The organism is Martinezella sp. CNPSo 3957 (assembly GCF_057784395.1).
Map to the genome: position 1 here is coordinate 1,060,798 of NZ_JBXSOU010000001.1, position 19,568 is coordinate 1,080,365.

General features: G+C 59.0%; 18 protein-coding genes. 10 read left to right on the top strand and 8 right to left on the bottom strand.

The features are described 5' to 3' along the window. Nucleotides 1–19: 19 nt before the first annotated feature. Together AC13QE_RS04920 and AC13QE_RS04925 are read right to left on the bottom strand one after the other, a co-directional pair. On the bottom strand, nt 20–1,186 hold the full coding sequence (locus AC13QE_RS04920; protein WP_488482817.1) for a PLP-dependent transferase: 1,167 nt from the start codon (nt 1,184–1,186) through the stop codon (nt 20–22). Beyond that, nucleotides 1,183–1,878 (bottom strand): FadR/GntR family transcriptional regulator, encoded by a 696-nt coding sequence (locus AC13QE_RS04925; protein WP_015343035.1) that lies wholly within the window; start codon nt 1,876–1,878, stop codon nt 1,183–1,185. Before AC13QE_RS04925 ends, AC13QE_RS04920 begins: the two co-directional genes overlap by 4 nt. A 193-nt stretch (nt 1,879–2,071) precedes the next feature. Between AC13QE_RS04925 and AC13QE_RS04930 the strand changes: the two genes are divergently transcribed. Both AC13QE_RS04930 and AC13QE_RS04935 read left to right on the top strand, forming a co-directional pair. Then, entirely contained in the window at nt 2,072–2,326 is a 255-nt protein-coding gene (locus AC13QE_RS04930) for a hypothetical protein (protein ID WP_112339266.1), read from the top strand. A 373-nt stretch (nt 2,327–2,699) separates the two neighbouring features. Next, entirely contained in the window at nt 2,700–2,834 is a 135-nt protein-coding gene (locus AC13QE_RS04935; protein WP_274538728.1) for a hypothetical protein, read from the top strand. Between the two features lie 33 nt (nt 2,835–2,867). Here AC13QE_RS04935 and AC13QE_RS04940 read toward each other — a convergent pair whose 3' ends face one another. Next, on the bottom strand, nt 2,868–4,070 hold the full coding sequence (locus AC13QE_RS04940; RefSeq protein WP_488482818.1) for an amidohydrolase family protein: 1,203 nt from the start codon (nt 4,068–4,070) through the stop codon (nt 2,868–2,870). Nucleotides 4,071–4,130: 60 nt separating this feature from the next. Next, complete coding sequence (locus tag AC13QE_RS04945; RefSeq protein WP_488482819.1) at nt 4,131–4,844, bottom strand: GntR family transcriptional regulator; 714 nt, start codon at nt 4,842–4,844, stop codon at nt 4,131–4,133. Nucleotides 4,845–5,110: 266 nt separating this feature from the next. On the opposite strand from AC13QE_RS04945, the gene AC13QE_RS04950 reads away from it, so the two are divergent. From AC13QE_RS04950 to AC13QE_RS04975, 6 genes are all read left to right on the top strand, one after another. Continuing rightward, on the top strand, nt 5,111–6,199 hold the full coding sequence (locus tag AC13QE_RS04950; RefSeq protein ID WP_488482820.1) for an ABC transporter ATP-binding protein: 1,089 nt from the start codon (nt 5,111–5,113) through the stop codon (nt 6,197–6,199). Between the two features lie 29 nt (nt 6,200–6,228). Next, a complete protein-coding gene (locus AC13QE_RS04955) occupies nt 6,229–7,527 on the top strand; it encodes an ABC transporter substrate-binding protein (protein WP_112603600.1) in 1,299 nt (432 codons plus the stop codon). 69 nt (nt 7,528–7,596) lie between these two features. After that, complete coding sequence (locus AC13QE_RS04960) at nt 7,597–8,508, top strand: ABC transporter permease (RefSeq protein WP_112400364.1); 912 nt, start codon at nt 7,597–7,599, stop codon at nt 8,506–8,508. A gap of 1 nt (nt 8,509) precedes the next feature. Further along, complete coding sequence (locus AC13QE_RS04965) at nt 8,510–9,331, top strand: ABC transporter permease (RefSeq protein WP_488482821.1); 822 nt, start codon at nt 8,510–8,512, stop codon at nt 9,329–9,331. A gap of 4 nt (nt 9,332–9,335) precedes the next feature. Further along, nucleotides 9,336–10,079: an aspartate/glutamate racemase family protein gene (locus tag AC13QE_RS04970; protein ID WP_488482822.1), complete on the top strand. Its 744-nt coding sequence runs from the start codon at nt 9,336–9,338 to the stop codon at nt 10,077–10,079. Nucleotides 10,080–10,187: 108 nt separating this feature from the next. Further along, nucleotides 10,188–11,474 (top strand): DUF763 domain-containing protein, encoded by a 1,287-nt coding sequence (locus tag AC13QE_RS04975; protein ID WP_488482823.1) that lies wholly within the window; start codon nt 10,188–10,190, stop codon nt 11,472–11,474. 47 nt (nt 11,475–11,521) lie between these two features. Here the strand turns inward: AC13QE_RS04975 and AC13QE_RS04980 are convergent, their stop codons facing one another. Next, on the bottom strand, nt 11,522–13,858 hold the full coding sequence (locus AC13QE_RS04980; protein ID WP_488482824.1) for a glucose/quinate/shikimate family membrane-bound PQQ-dependent dehydrogenase: 2,337 nt from the start codon (nt 13,856–13,858) through the stop codon (nt 11,522–11,524). A 359-nt stretch (nt 13,859–14,217) separates the two neighbouring features. Here AC13QE_RS04980 and AC13QE_RS04985 point away from each other — a divergent pair, with 359 nt between their 5' ends. Further along, on the top strand, nt 14,218–14,406 hold the full coding sequence (locus tag AC13QE_RS04985) for a hypothetical protein (protein ID WP_112603592.1): 189 nt from the start codon (nt 14,218–14,220) through the stop codon (nt 14,404–14,406). 122 nt (nt 14,407–14,528) lie between these two features. Here the strand turns inward: AC13QE_RS04985 and AC13QE_RS04990 are convergent, their stop codons facing one another. Continuing rightward, the gene (locus tag AC13QE_RS04990; protein WP_488482825.1) at nt 14,529–15,488 is read right to left on the bottom strand and encodes an acetylxylan esterase; all 960 of its coding nucleotides are present in this window, start codon (nt 15,486–15,488) and stop codon (nt 14,529–14,531) included. A 348-nt stretch (nt 15,489–15,836) separates the two neighbouring features. Here AC13QE_RS04990 and AC13QE_RS04995 point away from each other — a divergent pair, with 348 nt between their 5' ends. Further along, nucleotides 15,837–16,139, top strand: a complete 303-nt coding sequence (locus AC13QE_RS04995; RefSeq protein ID WP_488482826.1) for a hypothetical protein — start codon at nt 15,837–15,839, stop codon at nt 16,137–16,139. A 92-nt stretch (nt 16,140–16,231) separates the two neighbouring features. Here the strand turns inward: AC13QE_RS04995 and AC13QE_RS05000 are convergent, their stop codons facing one another. Further along, the gene (locus AC13QE_RS05000) at nt 16,232–17,191 is read right to left on the bottom strand and encodes a Csu type fimbrial protein (protein WP_488482827.1); all 960 of its coding nucleotides are present in this window, start codon (nt 17,189–17,191) and stop codon (nt 16,232–16,234) included. Nucleotides 17,192–17,205: 14 nt separating this feature from the next. After that, on the bottom strand, nt 17,206–19,566 hold the full coding sequence (locus tag AC13QE_RS05005; RefSeq protein ID WP_488482828.1) for a fimbria/pilus outer membrane usher protein: 2,361 nt from the start codon (nt 19,564–19,566) through the stop codon (nt 17,206–17,208). Between the last annotated feature and the right edge of the window lie 2 nt (nt 19,567–19,568).

Consider the following 19,568-nt stretch of genomic DNA (forward strand, 5'->3'; position numbering starts at 1 on the left):
TCCTCTCAGATTGACGATGTCACGAGGCGGCGGCGATTGCCTCCTCGAGTTCCTTCCACAGAGCCTCGGTTCCTTCGAGGCCGACATGGAGACGTACGGAGCGCGGATTGATGCCGAAAGTATGCGCTGAACTCGGCTGCGCCTTCTGCTGCAGCACGACTTCGCCCGGCACGATCAGGCTCTCATGTCCGCCCCAGCTCACACCCAGCTTGAAGAGCGTGAGGCGATCCGCGAATGCACGCACGTCGACGCCTTCGCGGAAGATGAATGAAAACAGGCCCGAAGTGCCGTTCAGGCCCGCAGGCAACCGATTGGCGAGACCCGGATGACAGACCTGCTCGACGACATCGAGCTCCTGCAGCCGCTTGGCGATCGTCAAGGCTGCTGTCTCGTGTGCCTTCATGCGGATCGGCAGCGTGCGAAGCCCGCGGATCAGGAGCCATGCGTCGAAGGGTGAAAGCTTGCCGCCGAGATAAGGATAGGCTTCGGCTTTCAGCCGCGCGATCATGTCCTTCGAGCCCGCGACGACACCAGCGACCACGTCGCTGTGCCCACCGAGATATTTCGAGGCGGAATGGATGACGAGATCGACGCCGAGTTTCAAAGGCTGCTGGAAAAAGGGGGTTGCCCAGCTATTGTCGATCATCGAGACGACGCCGTGCTGTTTGGCGAGCGCGGCAAGTGCACCCACATCATGCGCTTCCATGACCCAGCTCGTCGGACTTTCCATGTAGAAAACCTTGGCGCCGGGAAGCGCCTTGGCGACAGCCTCCTCATCGCGGCCGTCGACATAAGTCACTTCGACCTTCATGCGTTTCAGAACCGTGCCGAAGAGGCGGAAGGCGTCGGGATAGACGTGCTTGACTGCAACGATACGGTCGCCCGGCTCGACAAAGCTTAAAACGGCCGACGATATCGCGGCCATGCCGCTGGCAAAACCGAGCGCATCCTCGGCGCCCTCGAGCTTTGCCACCATTTCCTCGAACAGACGCACCGTCGGGTTGAGGCCACGCGTATAGGTCGGCCGCACCTTTTCGCCGCGATAGGAGGCGATCATCTCGTCATAGCTGGAAAAGGTGAAAAGCGAGGTCTGGAAGATCGGCGGCACTACGGCATCGGCGAAGTTGCCGTCATCATGGGCAGTAATGAGGGAGGCAAGTTCGAACGGCTCTAACCCGTCAGTCATTTGGACATTTCCTTGATGTCTTCCTCGACCACGTCGAGAATTTTCAATGTTTCGGCGCGCGCAGCCTCGGGATCCTGGTCGGCGATCGCGTTGAACAGCGTGCGATGATAGGGGAAGGACCGACGGGCAAAATCCTGTCGGTCGAAAGGATGCTCCCAGAAGCGCTCGAAGGTTTCGCGCATCTGTTCGAGAAGTTGCCGGAATAGCGGATTGTGGGTGGCATCATAGACGGCAAGATGGAAGGCGAGGTCCTCAGGCCCGGATGTGCCCTTGGCCATGTGCACGCGCTCCATCTCGTTGAGCTTTTCTTCGATGATAACGAGGTCTTCGTCGGTTCGCTTTCTCGCAGCTACCATGCCGGCTTCACATTCAATGCCGCGGCGGACCTCCAGCGTCTGCAACAGCGCATCGCGCAGGTGTGACGGGTTGAAGGAAAGCGGCATATGGATCGTCGCTTTCGAAACCGGCTTCAGCAGGTAGGTGCCGCTGCCTTTGCGCGTTTCCATGACGCCGAGCGCCTGGAAGTAGGTGATCACCTCGCGAATGGTGGAGCGTCCCACCGAAAGCGCTGCCATCAGCTCGCGCTCGGTCGGAAGCCGGTCGCCGGCCTGCAGCTTCGACGATTCAATGAAGGTCGACAGCGCCTCGATGACTTGCTGCGTCCGATCAATGGAAGGAAGAGGGGTAAGCATGGGTTTTGTCATGGATGGTAAATTGGTCTGACATCTGCCATCAGGTCAATCTCTTTCTATTGGCCCGGTCATTTTTCCGGCCCTTAAATTTTTAAGGACGCAAAGCGAGCAGCAGCGAAGGTTGTTTGCGGCCTTCAAGAGCGCCGACAGCGCTGATAGAAGGAACGTGTTGTGAGTCCCGGGCTGGAAGAGAATGGCCGCTAGAGATCGATATTCACGGAAGCTGGAATGCGCGAAATGCGACCACACCGGCTTTGCTGAAGTTTCCGAAACTGACGATCGTCGGGCGATGAGCCGCGATTTCAAGATAGACGAGATGCCGCGCGGCTTTTCCACGGAACGGCCGTCGACCGATCCGCGCAAGCATATGGTCCGCTGCCGATGCGGCTCGGTGTTTCCTTTCGAGCAGGACACGGTCTATGCACCGGGCGGCGAGCCGCGGCGCTGAGTAAGCGTATCCAGAAAAGAAAAAAGCCCCGCACAGGCGAGGCTAAGCTTGTGCCGCTCCGGGGAAATCGGAAGCGACGCGGCATTGTCTAACGGTCGCCTTCTCTCCCGACTAGGTCAGATTTGGCGATAGCGGTACGCTCAAGGAAAAAAGCTCTTCATTCGTGAAATGAGATTGGTTTGCAGGCTCTCTCCCAGTGGCTGCAAAGAGGCGAGGAAACTATCGTGCCGTGCAACATGTTCAGCCAGCGTTCATTTTCCCGCGGGCAAAAAGGCAATCACCGCAACGCCTTGCGGTCGTCGAGGCCCGGCTTCCATTGGTTTTCGAGCCTGGCTGCCGGGCCTCGCAGATATTGAAAACCTCGGATACCCATATGCGGCTGCTTCGCGCCTTCATCGATTGGATTCGCCGCAAGCGGCGGCCAGAACAGGAAACGATCCAACACTCCGCCGATGACCCATGGGTTCTACAGCAGATCGAGAAATTCGAGCGAGAGTTGAAGCGCTAGCAGGCTCGCTGGTTCGTAAGTCCCGGTGCTTGATCAGCGCCGCAGGACGGCCCCATCTTTGGCGGCGAGCTTGCCCGCCTTGTAGACAGCGCGTCCTTTCGGCACTGCAACGACCGCCTCGGGAACATGCTCCGCTTTCAAGGTAACGAAATCGGCTTTGGCACCGATCTTCAAGCCGTAATCAGCCAGGCGCAGAGCTTTGGCGCCGCTCTCGGTCACGACATCGAAGGCGGTCTTCAATTCGTCGTCGGTATAGAAGCCGGACCGATAGCCGATCATCATGGCGCGGCCCAGCATGTCGCCATCGCCATAGGGCCACCATGAATCGCGGATATTGTCGCTGCCGCTGAAAACGGTGACACCGGTAGCCCGAAGCAGGGCGACGGGCGGGAAGGTGTGGGCGCCGGGTGCGTTGGTCATGATGGAGACACCGCTCTCGGCGATGAGAGCCGCAGCACGCTTAGCCGCTTCGACCGAAAGATCGCCGAGCCCATAGGCATGGCTGATCGCGACATGTCCGCCCATGGAGAGTGCGCGGGTGCGAGCGCAGATCTGCTCGATGGTGAAGAGGCCGAGCATGCCGCCGTCATGAAGATGGATGTCGACATCGACGCCATGCTTCTCGGCGACGCCGAAAACGACATCGAGATGTTTTTCGACATCGCGATCGAAGCTTGCAGGATCGAGCCCGCCGACGAGATCGGCACCCATGGCGATCGCCCGGTCCAGAAGCTCAGGTGTGCCGGGGCTTTTCAGAATGCCGCTTTGCGGAAAGGCAACGAGCTGGATGTCGATCAATCCGCGGTATTCTTCGCGTACGGCAAGCACAGTCTCCAGCGACTTCAATCCAACGGAACCGTCCACCATGATATGGCTGCGCATATATGTGCTGCCATTGGCGATGCAGAGGTCGAGCTGGTTTCTGGCCCTTTCGTCCATCGGTGCGGCCTGCGCCATGTTTTGCGCCTGGAAGGCGACGCGCTCGTGGACATCGAAGCCGTTGGTGCAGGGCTTGTGCGGAATCCAAGCGTCACCGTAGAAGCTGGTGTCGAGATGAATGTGCCCTTCGACGAAGCCCGGCACTACGAGGGCGCCTTCAAGATCGATAAGCTCGGAGGCAGAGATCAGCGCTCCGGTCTCCATGATCGACACGATCCGCCCGCCCGTGACGCCGATATCCTTGACAGTGCCATCGGCAAGCTTGGCCCGGGTGAAGAGCGTTTCGATCGTGCTCAATTTTTTCTCCTTGAATCCTTGGCTACCGGTCGAGCGCGAACCGTCTGAGTGACGGATGTCTCACCGCTCAAACGCTTCTTTCAGACCGAAGCTCTTGCGCTCACGTAGGTCGAGATCGGCTTCGATATGTGCGATATGATGCAGCATCAGGTGACAGGCCGTGCCCACATCCTGGCGCTCCAGTGCCGTGATGATATCGCCATGCTCGGCATGGCCGCAACTGGAAGCGCTTGATTGTCCGTAGAGCGCGATTACCAGCGAGGAGCGCGCCACAAGCTCCTCCATAAAGCGCTGCATGATGAGATTGCCCGATATCGACGCGAGCATGAGATGGAAGTCGCCCGAGGCCTTGATCTCGGCCCGGCGCGCGGGTTGACCGCGCTCTCCCATCAAGCGGCCTTCTTCCACGAGGAGCTGTCGGAGCTGTGCGAGCTGAGGCGCAGTGATACGTTCGGCTGCCGATCTCAGTATCCCCGGCTCGACCAGGCGACGCGCAGCGAATATCTGTCGCGCTTCCTCGGGCGATGGATAGGCGACGAAAGCGCCTCGGTTCTTTTCGACGCTGACGAGTCCCTCATAGGAAAGAGCCTGCAGGGCGGCACGTGCCAGAGTCCGGCTGACGCTGAAGAGAGCGCCGACATCGCTTTCGGACAGTTTCGTTCCGGGTGCGAGGCGGCGCTCGACGATCGCGTCGCGAATGGCCTCGCGGATCTGTTGCGCGCCACTGTCGGTAGCGTCGCCGGGCGGCAAAAGCGCATCTGCTGAAGAATTCATGATCGGTAGCCTGAGTAACTGGCTGCAATGATAGACAGGTTTCGCGCGGAAGTTAAACGAAATCTGATGCAAACGAGGCCAAAATTGTATACGATATTTTGCATAAATCGCGCACAATAGCCTATTTCCTGTGCAGATTCATGATTGCCTGTTGAGAAGCACAATTTCTATCCCGGGATAAAATTAAGTAAATTCAGTCGGTTAGTCTGCATCCATAAAACTGGCACGATTGATGCAGTGTCTTTCCCAAACCACAGGGGAAGATGATGTCGAAAGCGGCAGAGATCGATATAGTGTCCGTTTCGAAGGTCTACGGCACGACCACGGCAGTCCATGCGATCAGTCTGAAGATACCGGCGGGCTCATATTGCTGTTTCCTCGGCCCATCCGGTTGCGGCAAGACATCGACCTTGCGCATGATTGCGGGTCACGAGGGCATTTCCTCGGGCGATATCAGGCTTGGCAATACCGTCGTCACCGACTTCCCGCCCGCCAGACGCGGTACGGCGATGATGTTCCAGTCCTATGCGCTGTTTCCGCATCTGGACCTTATCGACAATGTCGCCTTCAGCCTCAAGATGAAGGGTGTCGACAAGGAAGAGCGCCGCGCGAAGGCGCTCGACATGCTGAAGCTCATGCAAATGGAGGCCTATGCCACCCGCCGTCCGGCACAGCTTTCAGGCGGACAGCAACAGCGTGTCGCGCTAGCCCGCGCCCTGATCACCGATCCGGAAGCTTTGCTGCTGGACGAACCACTATCGGCGCTCGACCCCTTCCTCAAGATCCGCATGCGCGCTGAGCTCAAAAAGCTGCAGAAGTCGCTCGGCATCACTTTCGTTCATGTCACGCATAGCCAGGAAGAGGCGATGGCGCTTGCCGATATCATGGTCATCATGAATGACGGCCGGATCGAGCAGGCGGGATCGCCGCGGGAGGTTTTCGAACATCCCGCGACGGCTTTCGTTGCCCGCTTCATGGGTGACCATAACGTCTTGTCGGGTCGCATAACGTCGAACGAAGATGGCGTGATCACCATGACCGCGCCGGAAGGGCAGGGCTTCTCCGTAAAAGGGTCAGGTCGCGCTATCGGCGAAGCCGTCGACATCGCCGTGCGCACCGACCGCGTCCGGCTGTCGCAGCCATCGGACAAAGGGCTGGGCTTCAACGGCGTCGTCTCCAATGTCGAATATCGCGGCGCAACGCTGAAGATCACCGTCATCGGCGCCGGTAGCGACGATTTCACCGTCATCGCAAGCAACGACGATGCTGCCGCCAGATCGATCGCCGTCGGCGACGCCGTCTCACTGAGTTGGGCTCAGAAGGATGCAATCCTTCTCGGCCGCGTATCCGCATGAATCCAAACTATCAAAAAAGGGGAACTGACATGACGACTGAAACCAAGACTACCAAGACGACGAAAGGCATTTCCCGCCGCTCGCTGCTGAAGACCGGCGCTGCCGCTCTCGGCGCCATGGCCGGCTCCGGCGCCATCACCGGCTTTCCGACCATCTGGGCGCAATCGAACATCACGCTGCGCCAGTTCGGTACCGGCGTTTCGAATATCAATGCCATTGCGGAGAAGTGCAAGGCCGATCTCGGCATTACGCTCGAGATGACGGCGACCGATTCGGATGCCGCGGCACAGCGAGCCGTGACGCAGCCGAACAGCTACGATATCGCCGACATCGAATACTGGATCGCCAAGAAGGTTTTCCCGACCGGCGTCATGCAGCCGATGGACGTCAAGAAGCTCAAATATTACGACAAGATCGTGCCGCTCTTCATCAACGGCAAGCTGAAGCCCGACAGCGTCATCGCGCAGGGCACGGCGCCGCACACGGTGGGCTTTGTCGAAGGGCAGGGCTCGAAGAAATTCGCCAAGGAGCCGACGCAGTGGATGACGATGGTTCCGACCATCTATAATGCCGATACGCTCGGCATTCGTCCCGATCTCACGGGCCGTCCGATCAACAGCTGGGCTGACATTCTCGATCCGGCCTTTAAGGGCAAGACGGCGATCCTCAATATCCCGTCCATCGGCATCATGGACGCCGCGATGATCATGGAAGCTGCCGGCAAGATCAAATATGCCGACAAGGGCAACATGACGAAGGCGGAAATCGACAAGACCATCGACTTCCTGATCAAGACCAAGGGGGATGGCCAATTCCGCGCTTTCTGGAAGTCCTTCGACGAGAGCGTCAATCTGATGGCATCGGGCGAAGTGGTCATCCAGTCCATGTGGTCGCCGGCGGTTGCTGCAGTCCGCTCTAAGGGTATTGCCTGCACCTTCCAGCCGCTCAAGGAAGGCTATCGTGCCTGGGGCGGTGGTCTCGGCCTCGCCTCGCATCTCAAGGGTGCGCAGCTCGACGCGGCCTATGAGTATATCAATTGGTACACCTCCGGCTGGGTCGGCGGCTACCTCAACCGCCAGGGCTACTATTCCGCCTGCATGGAAACGGCCAAGAACTTCATGTCGGCCGACGAATGGGGCTACTGGATCGAGGGCAAGCCGGCGCAGGGCGATATCCTCTCTCCGGAAGGCAAGGTGATGGAGAAGGCAGGCGCCGTTCGCGACGGCGGTTCCTTCGAAACCCGTATGGGTGCCGTCGCCTGCTGGAACTCGGTCATGGATGAGGACCGCTACATGGTTCGTCGCTGGAACGAATTCATCGCTGCCTAAGCTGCGATCGATCATTTCCTCTCCCCTGCAAAAGCGGGGAGAGGATCCTACCAATGGAGAGGCCGGACTATGGCGACAATCGCTTCCTCGGATGCGGAGCAGGAAACTCAGAAGCCCGGGCGTGGATTTGCCGTACCCGGCTGGGCCGTCGCCTATCTGCAGGCAACGCCGCTGTTTCTCATTCTCGGCTTCTTCTTCCTGTTGCCGATCGCCATGATCGGCATCGTCAGTTTCTGGGATTATGATTTCGCCGGCCTCTATCCGGCGTTCCTGACCGCGAATTACACCGATACGCTCGGTTCGTGGGTTACATGGAAAACCTACCTCAACACATTGAAATTCACAGCAATTGTCTGGGCGCTGACGCTCTTCATCGGTTTCTGGGTCGCCTATTTTCTGGCTTTCCATATTCGCCGCACCTCGACGCAGATGATCCTTTTCCTCGTCTGCACCGTGCCCTTCATGACCTCTAACATCATTCGCATGATCTCGTGGATACCCGTCCTCGGGCGCAACGGACTTGTCAATTCAACGCTGATCGAGATGGGCCTGATCCCAAAGCCGATAGAATGGCTGCTCTATTCCGATTTCGCCGTCGTACTCGCGATGGTGCACCTCTACACGCTGTTCATGGTGACGCCGATCTTCAACACGCTGATGCGTATCGACCGTTCTCTGTTCGAAGCCGCGCGGGATGCCGGCGCCAGCGGATGGCAGGTGCTGTGGAATGTCGTCATCCCGCTTGCCAAGCCGGGCATGGCGATCGGCAGCATCTTCGTCGTCACGCTCGTCATGGCGGATTTCTCCACCGTGCAGGTGATGTCGGGTGGCCAGAGCGCATCCATTGCGCTGATGATGAAGAACCAGATGTCGCTGCTGCAATATCCCGCCGCCGCCGCCAATGCGGTCGTGCTTCTGATCGTCGTATTGCTGATGGTCGCTGCGATCCTACGCATCGTCGACATCCGCAAGGAGCTCTAAGATGAACAGAGAAAAGCGCGGCCTGGAATTCTATCTTCTGGCAATCTTCTTCACGATTTTCGTCCTGTTTCTCTACGGTCCGCTCTCGGCGGTCATCATCCTGTCCTTCCAGGGGCCGGACGGCGGCCTGACCTTCCCGTTGAATGGTGTCTCGCTGCATTGGTTCGCCAACCTCTTCGAGAAGCAGGCGGTCGGAGACTTCGGCGCATCGTTCCAGCGTTCCTTGATCCTCGGCGTGATGGTCATGATCGTGACCGTTGTCGTATCGCTGCTGGCGGGCCTTGCCTTTCGCCGCCGGTTTCGCGGATCGACGTTCCTGTTCTATGCGGCAGTTGCGAGCCTCGTCGTGCCGTCGATCATCATCTCGCTCGGAATCGGCGTCGTCTTTCAGCAAGGTGGCATTGCGCCGGCGTGGTATTCTTCCGCCTTCGGCGCACATTTGACCTGGACCTTGCCGTTCGGCGTGCTGATCATGTTTGCCGTCTTCAACCGGTTTTCGCCGGCCTATGAGGAGGCAGCCCGCGATCTTGGCGCCAGTTCTTGGCAAACCTTCCGCCATGTAGTGCTGCCGATGATAGCGCCGAGCCTGATCGGCGTCGGCCTATTCGGCTTCACGCTGTCCTATGATGAGTTCGCCCGCACCCTGATGACGTCGGGCACCTACAACACTCTGCCGCTCGAGATCTACGGCATGACGACGAATGTCACGACGCCAGTTCTTTACGCGTTGGGGACGGTGACGACGCTCTTTTCCTTCACCATTATCCTGTTGGCGCTTGCAGTCATGACCATGCTCGGCCGCCGCCAAGCCAAGAAAAGTTGAGATCATGCGCCTGCTGCTTATCAATCCGAATACGACCGTTTCCATGACGGAGAAGGCGGCAATCGCTGCGCGTGCCGTAGCAGGCCCCGGCACAGAGATCATCGCTGCCACCTCGCAGATGGGGCCGGCTTCGATCGAGGGCTATTATGACGGCGCTATCGCCGTGCCCGGCATGCTGCGCGAATTGAAGGAGAGGCAGGCCGAAGGCTATGACGCCGCGATCATCTGCTGTTTCGACGACACCGGTCTGGAAGCCGCACGCATGTTCTGCGACGTACCTGTCGTCGGTCTGTGTGAAGCAGCCGTAGCCACGGCCGGCTTCCTGGCACAGCGCTTCAGCGTGGTGACGACGCTCGAACGCTCGCGCATCCTCATCGACAATCTTGTCCATCGTTATGGCATGGGCGCGCGGGCGAAGGTTCGCGCCTCCGATATCCCTGTTCTCGAGCTTGAAGATGCCTCTTCGGGTGCAATCGGAAAGCTGCGGGCGGAGATCGAGCGAGCGCTTGCGGAGGATGGGGCGGAGGCCATTGTCCTCGGCTGCGCCGGCATGACGGATCTCGCAAGGCAGCTGCAATCGATCTACGGCATCCCGGTCGTGGATGGTGTCGCCGCAGCGGTCAAGCAGGCCGAAGCTTTGGTGTCGCTGGGCCTATCCACCAGCAAGCGCAGTTCCTATGCCTCCCCATTGCCCAAGTCTTTTTCAGGTGCGATGCAGGATTTTGCGCCGACGTCGGCGTTGGCTTAATCTCATCACAATTCATATTTGGTGCTTCGGCTGAGCGCCGCACCTTGCGAATGGCATATCTCGGCTCCCCGGACTACAATGCCACGGTAAAGAACGAGAGTCGTGGATTTGGCACAGAGAGCCGGCAAAGCTGATCTTCCCCTGCATGGCGGTCGCGTACCGCGCTGGCTCGGCGATCGCATGACACGCCTGGGCGCCGTCATCACCGAGGCGATCGTGCAGCATTACGGGCGTGACGAGCTGTTTCGCCGTCTCGCCAATCCCTTCTGGTTCCAGTCCTTTGGCGCCGTCATGGGCATGGATTGGCATTCCTCGGGGATCACGACGAGCGTCCTTGGCGCCCTGAAGCGCGGCCTGACGCCGCTATCCGGCGAACTTGGCATCCATGTCTGCGGCGGCCGCGGCGCGCAATCGCGCAAGACGCCGGGCGAACTGCTTGATATCGGCGACCGCGTCGGCATCGACGGCGCGTCCCTTGCCATGAAGAGCCGGCTAATCGCGAAGGTGGACAGCGCAGCCGTGCAGGACGGCTTCGACCTCTATCTGCATGGCTTCATCGTCGCCGACGACGGCAAGTGGGTCGTCATCCAGCAGGGCATGAACGACGAACGCCGGCAAGCACGCCGATATCATTGGCTATCGGAGGGTTTGACGAGCTTCCTGGATTCGCCGCACGCGGCTATCGAAGGGCGCGAGCAGGGCGAGATCGTCAATCTTGCCGATCGGCGCGCCGAGCGTTCCCGCGACGGTCAGCTGGATCTGCTTGCCTCATTGGGACCAGATAAAATCATTCGTGAATTCAATATCCTGGAAGGGAAATCTCCAGTAATTGACAAACAAGAAGCACAGCCGATGCTGCCATACCTCGTCATGCCGGCACATCATGATGTGCGCCAGGAAGACGTGAACATGCGGCGCCTGCATGGAAATCTAGCCGCCGCGGCCGATCGTGGCCCGGTGGATTTCGAGGAGCTGCTGCTGACGCCTGGGGTTGGCGCGCGCACGGTGAAGGCTTTGGCGATGGTCGCCGAAGTGGTTCACGGCGCACCTTGCCGCTTCTCCGACCCCGCGCGCTTCTCGCTCGCCCATGGTGGAAAGGACCGGCATCCTTTTCCGGTACCGCTAAAGGTCTATGACGAGACGATCAACGTGATGAAATCCGCCGTCAGGAAGGGCCGCCTCGGTCGTGACGAAGAATTGTCGGCGCTGAAGCGGCTGGATGACCAATCGCGGATGCTGGAGCGCTACGTCACCGGCCCCGATCTCAAGGAAATCGTGGCCGGCGAGTTCGACCGCTCCTTCTGCTATGGCGGCCGCAGCGTGTTTGGTTGGGAACCGGCAACGGATTCCGAAAGCAACGTCGCCGAGGGTAACCGCCGCTCTTCAAAGAGCTAGACTGCGTGTGGCAGAAGGGAGCGGCTTAGCGCCGCTCCATCATCGGGTCATGGTAGCGTATAGCCGATCACATAGTCGCCTGGTTTCGTTCCCACGGAACCGTGACCACCGGCCACCATCACGACATATTGCTTGTTATCGCTGGCCGTATAGGTCATCGGCGTTGCTTGACCGCCGGCCGGCAGGCGTGCCTGCCAAAGCTGCCTGCCTGTCGTCACGTCATAGGCCCTGAGATAATCGTCCACCGCTGCCCCCAGGAACGCCACTCCGCCCTTGGTCACGATCGGGCCGCCAATGCCGGGAACGCCGACCTTGAAGGGCAGGGGCAGGGGCGTCATATCGTGGACGGTACCGTTCTTGTGCTTGTAGGCGATCTTGCCGGTCTTCAGATCGACACCGGCGACATAGCCCCAAGGCGGTGCCTGGCAGGGAATGCCGAGCGGGCTGACAAATGGACCCATATAGACGCCATAGGGTGAGCCTTCATTTCGGTTGAGTCCCTGTTCGCTGCCCTTGTCGCCGGCTCCCTTTGGGGGGATCTCGGCGCGCGGCACCAGTCGGGAGGTAAAGGCGAGATAGGTCGGCATGCCGAACATGATCTGCCGCTCAGGGTCGACGGCGACGCTGCCCCAGTTGAAAGTGCCGAAATTGCCGGGAAAGATGATGGAGCCGCGCAGTGATGGTGGCGTGTAGCGGCCTTCATATTGATGCTGGTGAAAAGAGATACGGCAGGCGAGCTGATCGAACAGTGAGACGCCCCACATGTCCTTTTCCTGCAAGGGCGGCGGCGAGAAGGTCAGATCGGAGATCGGCTGGGTCGGCGAGGCATGATCCTCCGGAATGGTGTCGCCCGGCGCCGGTATTTCCTTGAAGGGAATGATCGGCGCGCCGGTGCGGCGATCGAGCACGTATATGTCGCCCTGCTTGGTGGAAGCGACCAATGCGGGAACCGTGCTGCCGTCGGCCTTTGTCAGATCGACGAGCACGGGTTGGGCCGGCACGTCCATATCCCACAGATCGTGATGGACGAATTGCTGCACCCATTTGAGCTGGCCGGTATTGATGTCGAGCGCGACCACAGAGGAGGAGAAGCGTTCGACATTGGCGCTGCGGCCGATGCCAAGCTGGTCTGGCGTCTGGTTGCCAAGCGGAACGTAAACCATGCCGAGCTTTTCGTCGGCGCTGGAAACCGACCAGCTGTTCGGTGAGTTGGTTGTATAGGTCTGGCCGGCGGGCAGCGGCGCTGTCTGATCCGGATTGCCCGAATCCCAGTTCCAGAGCAGCGCGCCGGTCCGGGCGTCGAATGCGCGGATGACGCCGGATTGCTCCTGCGTGGAATAATTGTCGTTCACCGCGCCGCCGATGATGATCTTGTCGGCGACGATGACGGGCGGCGATGTCGAATAATAATAACCGGCGGGATTGTATTTCATGCCAGTTTCAAGATGCAGGGTGCCCTGATCGGCAAAACTCGGACAAACCTTGCCGTTGGCAGCATCGAGCGCGATCAGCCGGGCATCCGAGGTCGGCAGATAGACGCGATCGGCACACGGTCCACCGGCGGCAGCGGTCGTGTCGTGATAATAGGAGACACCGCGGCAGGTCTGATGCTGTCGGTTGGGATTCATGCCGGCATTGGCATCGTAACGCCATTTTTCCTTGCCGTCCGTCGCACCGATGGCGATCGCCAAGCTATGGGGCGTGCAGATAAAAAGCGTATCGCCGATCTTGAGCGGCGTAACCTGATAAGTCGTCTCGCCGATGTCATCGGGGCGCTTCACATCACCTGTCTGATATCGCCAGGCTTCCTTCAGGTTCGCGACGTTCCGCGCATTGATCTGGTCGAGAGGCGAGTAACGCTGACCAAACGAGGTTCGACCATATTGATGCCACTCACCATCGGGCACATCGCCGCCCGTCGGGGCATTCGCAGCCATTGTCGTCGGCAAATCGCCGGAGAGATCGTGCGGATCGGTCGTCATCGAATAGACGGCGACTAGGATGGCAATAATCAAGGGTATGGCGAGCGGCCATGGATTGGCTCCATAGTAAACGCCGTCGAGGCTGCGAAAGCCCAGCGGCCGCCGGATCCAGGGTGTCAGAAGCCATAGACCGATCAGAATGATCAACCCGCCGCGTGGACCGAGCTGCCACCAGTCGAAACCGACCTCCCATATCGCCCATCCAAGCGCTGCCAGTACGAAGATCGCATAGAGCCAGAGCGCGGCTGCCTTGCGCATATAAAGCAGGATCGCCGTTACGAGGAAGGCGATGCCGGCCAGAAGATAAAACGGACTTCCGCCCAGCAGCACAAGCCAAAGGCCGCCGCCACCGAGCGCCAGACCGATGAGTGCGAGGATGATCGATGTGATGATGATGGCCATGATCTGCTCCAGTCTATCCGTCGATTGGACAGTGATTGATCGAAGGCATGCGAACCCGGCTAAGATCCCTTCGGACCTCAACGTCGAGGTTAAAGTCTAAATCGATATCAGTTGCTTCGCCGGCAACGAGAAGAACCGCGCCCTCGGCGATTTGGATAGATACATCAAGCCCCGCAATCAAATCAGAGATTGAACGCCAGGATTGCAAGAATGTTCCAATTCGGCCAGCCATTCAAGTTCGATGCCGTGGCGCCCGATTTGATTAACGGACGTAGTTAATTTTTTTAACAATTTTTTTGGAATACTAATGGAACAGATATTGGAATCAAGGGTTTCCGTGCAGAGCCGGAGGACTAGAGATGAATATGAAGATCGTAACCGCCCAGTCGGAAGTTGAAACGAACGACACCGGCACCTATCCGGATGGCATGATGGAGCGTATTCTGGTCGAGTTTTCGGCAAGCTCCGAGCGGCAGCATCGCAAATCCCACGAGCGTGACTACGGCACGCACAAGGTGCTCCGACCGATACCAGCCGGACTTGCCTGATCAGCCCCAAATTTACTGCCGTCGTCAGATACAGCGGCACCATTCAACGCCATGCCCCTGCCTGATGGGCGCGTCCGCCCCACACACGCAGCCGAGGGCTGTACCAGCATAAGTTTCGCGGTTCATAGCACCTTGAAGAATTGCCCGACCTTATCTCGCAGAATTGCGTTCTGCTGGTTGCTGCCAGCATAATCGAAATGGCCGGCATCCAGAATGAAGATTTCGTTGAATTCCTGCAGCGCATTTGCGACGGAAAACTGACAGGGCGGCGCAACGGCGGGATCGAAAAGGGCGGGCGCAACAAGCATCGGAATGCGGATACGACTTGCCGCGATCGCAGCATCGAAGAAGCGCAGCGTCTCCAAAACGCTGCCGTGTCTTTCCTGATAGGCCTGTGCCGATTGCGCGCTGCCGACGGTTGGCAGTGTCAGCCATAGCTCCCGGTGGCCGAAAGTCGGAACGATGAGGTGGCCGCGCCCGATCCGTGCATCGAAAGGAATTGCCAGGGCGCCAATACCGCCTCCGAAACTGATGCCGCTATAGCCGATATGTCCGGCAAGCCATGGATATAGGGTCTCCAATGCCGAGACTGCGAGCCAGATGTCTTCCACGCAGCCGCCGATGACATAGGTGTCGCGGTTTTCGATACCGCAAAGAACATGGCCGGATGCATCCGAGGGGATTTTCGGGCTGGCACTGAGGGAGAGCCCGCGGCAACAGGGAAAAAGGATAGCCGTCTCTTCTACCGGCCAATCGAATTCCGGTTGGTCTCGTCCGCCATATCCATGTCCGACGACAAGGCCGCGCCGCACCTGGCCGTTGCGGGGAATGAGCAACCAGCCATTGATCTGAAACGCCCCTGTCGACATGTAGCTGATATCGAAGACGTGCCAGTTGTCATGACGCTGCTTGCTGTGGCGAAGCTTGGGTTGCGGATCAATGGCCATGGCCGCCCTGTAGCGCTGCTGCCAGAAGTCGTCGAAGCCCGCCGGAGCTTCCGGTGCTGCTATCGCCTGCAACTGCGCGAGCTGCATGTCATAGGTCGGATCGAAATCGAAGGGGTGGGATGTCGGTATGCTCATGGCAAGTTTTTCGCGTGAAAGCACGCCTAAGGCAAGAAGCAAGATTGCCGATCCGCGGGGCTCTCGTCGCGGCTTACGCCGTATCTCCCTCCATGAATTCGCCATGAAAGTCCACGGTTACCGGCCGATATTAGCCTCTGTGATTTCTGCCGCACAGCAGAAAAGATGAGGCAAACAGACTTGGTTTGTTGCGAACCGCTGTCGCCTCTTTACCTTCGTTGAGGTATGATGAAGGCATGATCAGGATCCTAACGAAACCTGCGGGAATTTCGCGCATTAACTATTCCAATGCTGACAACAGCCAGGAAAATGGCCAATAACTGCAGGCGGTGAAAGGGACCGCGTGAAATGGGCGACATCATCCAGTTTCGGCCCGCAACGAGATACGGCAAGCGCTTTGATGCTCAGGCGCGCATGGAAAGGGAGTTGCAGCTTCCCTTAAAGACGGATCAATCCGCCCCAAAAGTCATTCATGCAAGTCCGGCGGATACATCGAACGACGCCAAGTCAAAAATAGGGCTTCCAATCAACGGTATCGTCATCGCAGTCGGCGCCATTCTTGTCTATGCGCTTGCTATATTCCATGTCGTCGGCCAGCCGCATTATTCTGCTCGCGCCAACTTGGTGCCCTCGTTTTTCCTTCAAAATTAGATTTGCCCGGCGAGGCCCGCCGGTCGAAACACGCGGCGGTCTGACGCGCCGTCCAGTCAGCCAGAGCATCAGCGGCAACTTGAAATTCGAAGTCAGTAGGTGAGTGTCACAACGACCGTATCCACGTAATTGCCTGGAGTGGGCGTCGTCTGTGGCGGGACGCGGCCATAGACCGTCAAAAGCTGCGCCGTGCCCGTTCCCGTTCCAGCAACCGTGCTGCCCGGTGTGTTGACATCGCCCCAAGGCTGCGTCCGGTTGATATCCTTGTAGAGACCGTAGGTCACCGTCTCCGATCCCTTCGTCATCTTTCGCGCCGTTGGTGCTGCGTTCGTTGTGCCACCATTCAACGAGATCGTGTAGGGCGTACCCGGCGTACAGGTTGCCGTCACCGATCCGGCGGCATCCGTATTCGCACTCAGAACACCCTGCGTTCCGAAATTGATGTTTTGGACGCTCACCAGGCAATTGGCAGCAACGCTCGCGTTGACGGTAAACGGCGCGGTTCCTGTCGTTCCGGTGGGGGCATTGCAGTTCGTTGCGCTGCTGTAGCTGTAATAGAATGAGGTGCCGGATGCGAAGCTGGACGTATACGACCCGGGCAGCGCCGTCGACGGTGTTCCAAGCGCCGTGCCATAGACCGTCAGGCTACCGGTTGCGCCCACCAGCGAGCCATTCAATAGGGACATTGTCAGCGCATAGACCGGTGCCCGCGATGGATAGGGCCAGCTGCTCGATCCCCACACCACGCTCCGGCCATTATCGGAATAAAGCTGATAGTTCAAAGAACTGGCTCCGTTCAGCATCTGACGTGCCGCAGCCGAAGATGCGCCGCCGCTGCCGGCGCCGATATCCGGGCAAATAAGAAGCCGCTTGCCCAGGTCCAGGACTCCCCCGGAACAATTTACACTTATCGTGGATGTCGAAGTGACCGGGGTAGCCGACAAGATATCAACTGCCCCGAAGTTCATATTGGTGGCACTGAAGCTGCAGCTTTGCGCCAGGCATAGCGAAGGCAGCAGCAATACGAGCAAAATAATGATCGAACGCAGCATCCTTTCACCTCTCTTCAGAAGCACCTGACGTCGTCGATGACAACCTGCTCACCCCGCTGCGGCTTGTAGGCAAATTCGGCATGGCATTTCGTTCCATCCTCCAGCGAGACATCGATCGCATTCCTCGCATGCAACCCGCGAATATAAGTCTGACCGTCATAGCCGACCACGAAGTCTTCGTTCGATCCTTGTAAGGTGCCGCCGAGCCCGGCACGCAGTGGCACCCCGTTCTTGTCCTTGATCGTAACCAGGGCTGCTTGCGGTGCTTCGGACACGCCGAATTTGACGACCACGCCGCTGCGGTCTGCCGGCACGACGATTTCCTTTGTCGCGGGCACGTCGGCGTCGACGGGCAGGTTCTTGGGATCGATGGACACGGTGTTCGGTTCATAGGAGTTGAGATTGGGCACTAGAATGCGGCCGCTCGAATTGGTCTTGCCGGCCGGCCGGTTCTGCTGCTGAACCTCGACATCGGGAGCACCGACATCGACGACGGCGAATGCATCGTCGATGCGATTGGTGGCAAAGACGCCGCCGCCTGCAACGGCAATGGCACCACCGAGCCGGGCGGTGGCGCTGGTCTGATGATCCTGCTGCTGGAGGCCAGCTTCGACCTCGGCAAAGGGCGCCCGATAGCGGACTGCCGCCTCGCGATTGGTGTCTTCGCCTTCGGAGGTGCGCAGTCGCCAACCGACACTGCCATCCTCCTGCTGCATCGACTTGGAAACGTCGGCGACGACGCCGAGGCCGTTAGGCCCGCCCTGTACGCCGGTATTGGCCGTGATATTGCCACCGAAGGGAATGGAAAGGCCGGCAAAGAACCCGAAATTGCTTCGGTTGTCGAGGTCGGTGAAGGCGCTCGCATAGACTGTCGCATGCTTGAACGTCTGACTGTAGGAAAGACCCGCGATCTTGCTCCTGGTGCCGTCTGCGCTTTCGAGGTTCGTGTAAGACAGGTTGAGACTGGAAAGATCGAGGGGCGTCGGTACGCTGAGCGTAACCTGATCGATGGCGCGCGGCACACCGGCGCTGAGAATGCTTACATCTCCGGCAATGCTGGTTGTGGGCCGCGCGGAAACCGAGGCTATGTCGTCATAATCGCCAAAGGTCCGTTGCACCCGAGCATAGAGGGCCCATCTGTCATAGCTGAGCTCGAATGCGGCGTTCATCAGCGCGCCGGAACGCGACCCGCTTTTGCTTGCTGCGCCCGCTATGGAAGCAACGCCGAATGAGCCGACCGGAAAAGCGGTCCCAGCGCCGCCATTCAAAAGATCGGCGCCGCCCTCGAAGTGGCCTTCCAGTGTCAGCCAATCGGTTAGGCCATACCTTGCAGTGGCGGCGCCCATGATACGACCGTCATAATCACTGGAATCCGTTCCGAAATTCAGGCGCGGAGTGCCGAGTTCGGCGGAAAAGTCCAAAAGGCCCTGACGCAGGAGCCAATTGGAGGAATAGAACGGCAAGGTCTGCGTGGTTTCGCGCCCGAGGCTGTCGCGAAGCACGATGGTCGCTTGCCCACCTCCGGAAAAGACAGGAAGGTTGGTCACCTGGAAAGGCCCGGCGGGGACGTCGCTCGAATAGGTGCGCACGTTCTGCGTATAGATATCGAGCGTCGAAGGAACGGCGGCCGTCCCAGTAAATGAGGGCAGCGGTTCGGTCACCAGATCCGAGCGCAGCGCAAAATTGCGCTGAAACTGAATACCGCCGAAATAGACTGGCCGAGTCCATGACAGGCCGCCGGTGGTCAGGTCACCCACGCGATAGGTAACAAGGTTCTTCGGATCGGAGTAGCTCCAGGTCGTGTTGAGGCGAGTTATGCCGTCAAGGCTGCCTTCGGAATATCCGGCGAGGAAGGACTGGCTGAGCGTGCCATAGGGGCTGAAGAGACGTGCATCGAAAGATCCGGATATTCCCTGGAACATGTTCGAATTGCCTTGAAAGAGACCGTTGGAACTTGCGTAGAGGGAATAGTTGAGGACGGCGCCATAGCCGGACTGGGGTGCAGGGACTGCATTGTCCTGCTGCTGCCTGACATTGATGACGCGAGCTGCGCGCCCTTCGTCGGTCGTCTGCACGTAAAGACGCTGCGTCTCTATGTCGACCTGATATGACAGGCCGGGCAAGGTGCTGAGTTCGACCAGCCTATCGTCAGCGCCGGCTGGTGGCTTTATGCCCACCTCGCGTAATTCTTGCGCGGTTGCCGCGAGCGAGCCATTCGGGCGCTGTTTGAAATTGCCGATCATCTTCATCGACGCGTTGTTGATGAATACTTCGAGGTAGACGTCCATCGCGGCGGCCGGTTGCTCTGCCGTGGTCGCATTCGCCGGCAGATCGGGCACTTCCTGAGCACGCAGTACCGGTACTGAGAAAAGCATGC

Excerpts from the sequence above, each read along its gene's own strand:
- AC13QE_RS04995 (WP_488482826.1), top strand. The coding sequence starts at position 15,837 with ATGGGCGACATCATCCAGTTTCGGCCCGCAACGAGATACGGCAAGCGC.
- AC13QE_RS04950 (WP_488482820.1), top strand. The coding sequence starts at position 5,111 with ATGTCGAAAGCGGCAGAGATCGATATAGTGTCCGTTTCGAAGGTCTAC.
- AC13QE_RS04925 (WP_015343035.1), bottom strand. The coding sequence starts at position 1,878 with ATGCTTACCCCTCTTCCTTCCATTGATCGGACGCAGCAAGTCATCGAG.
- AC13QE_RS04920 (WP_488482817.1), bottom strand. The coding sequence starts at position 1,186 with ATGACTGACGGGTTAGAGCCGTTCGAACTTGCCTCCCTCATTACTGCC.
- AC13QE_RS04990 (WP_488482825.1), bottom strand. The coding sequence starts at position 15,488 with ATGAGCATACCGACATCCCACCCCTTCGATTTCGATCCGACCTATGAC.
- AC13QE_RS04980 (WP_488482824.1), bottom strand. The coding sequence starts at position 13,858 with ATGGCCATCATCATCACATCGATCATCCTCGCACTCATCGGTCTGGCG.
- AC13QE_RS05005 (WP_488482828.1), bottom strand. The coding sequence starts at position 19,566 with ATGCTTTTCTCAGTACCGGTACTGCGTGCTCAGGAAGTGCCCGATCTG.
- AC13QE_RS05000 (WP_488482827.1), bottom strand. The coding sequence starts at position 17,191 with ATGCTGCGTTCGATCATTATTTTGCTCGTATTGCTGCTGCCTTCGCTA.
- AC13QE_RS04965 (WP_488482821.1), top strand. The coding sequence starts at position 8,510 with ATGAACAGAGAAAAGCGCGGCCTGGAATTCTATCTTCTGGCAATCTTC.
- AC13QE_RS04930 (WP_112339266.1), top strand. The coding sequence starts at position 2,072 with ATGGCCGCTAGAGATCGATATTCACGGAAGCTGGAATGCGCGAAATGC.
- AC13QE_RS04955 (WP_112603600.1), top strand. The coding sequence starts at position 6,229 with ATGACGACTGAAACCAAGACTACCAAGACGACGAAAGGCATTTCCCGC.
- AC13QE_RS04935 (WP_274538728.1), top strand. The coding sequence starts at position 2,700 with ATGCGGCTGCTTCGCGCCTTCATCGATTGGATTCGCCGCAAGCGGCGG.
- AC13QE_RS04945 (WP_488482819.1), bottom strand. The coding sequence starts at position 4,844 with ATGAATTCTTCAGCAGATGCGCTTTTGCCGCCCGGCGACGCTACCGAC.
- AC13QE_RS04960 (WP_112400364.1), top strand. The coding sequence starts at position 7,597 with ATGGCGACAATCGCTTCCTCGGATGCGGAGCAGGAAACTCAGAAGCCC.
- AC13QE_RS04970 (WP_488482822.1), top strand. The coding sequence starts at position 9,336 with ATGCGCCTGCTGCTTATCAATCCGAATACGACCGTTTCCATGACGGAG.
- AC13QE_RS04985 (WP_112603592.1), top strand. The coding sequence starts at position 14,218 with ATGAATATGAAGATCGTAACCGCCCAGTCGGAAGTTGAAACGAACGAC.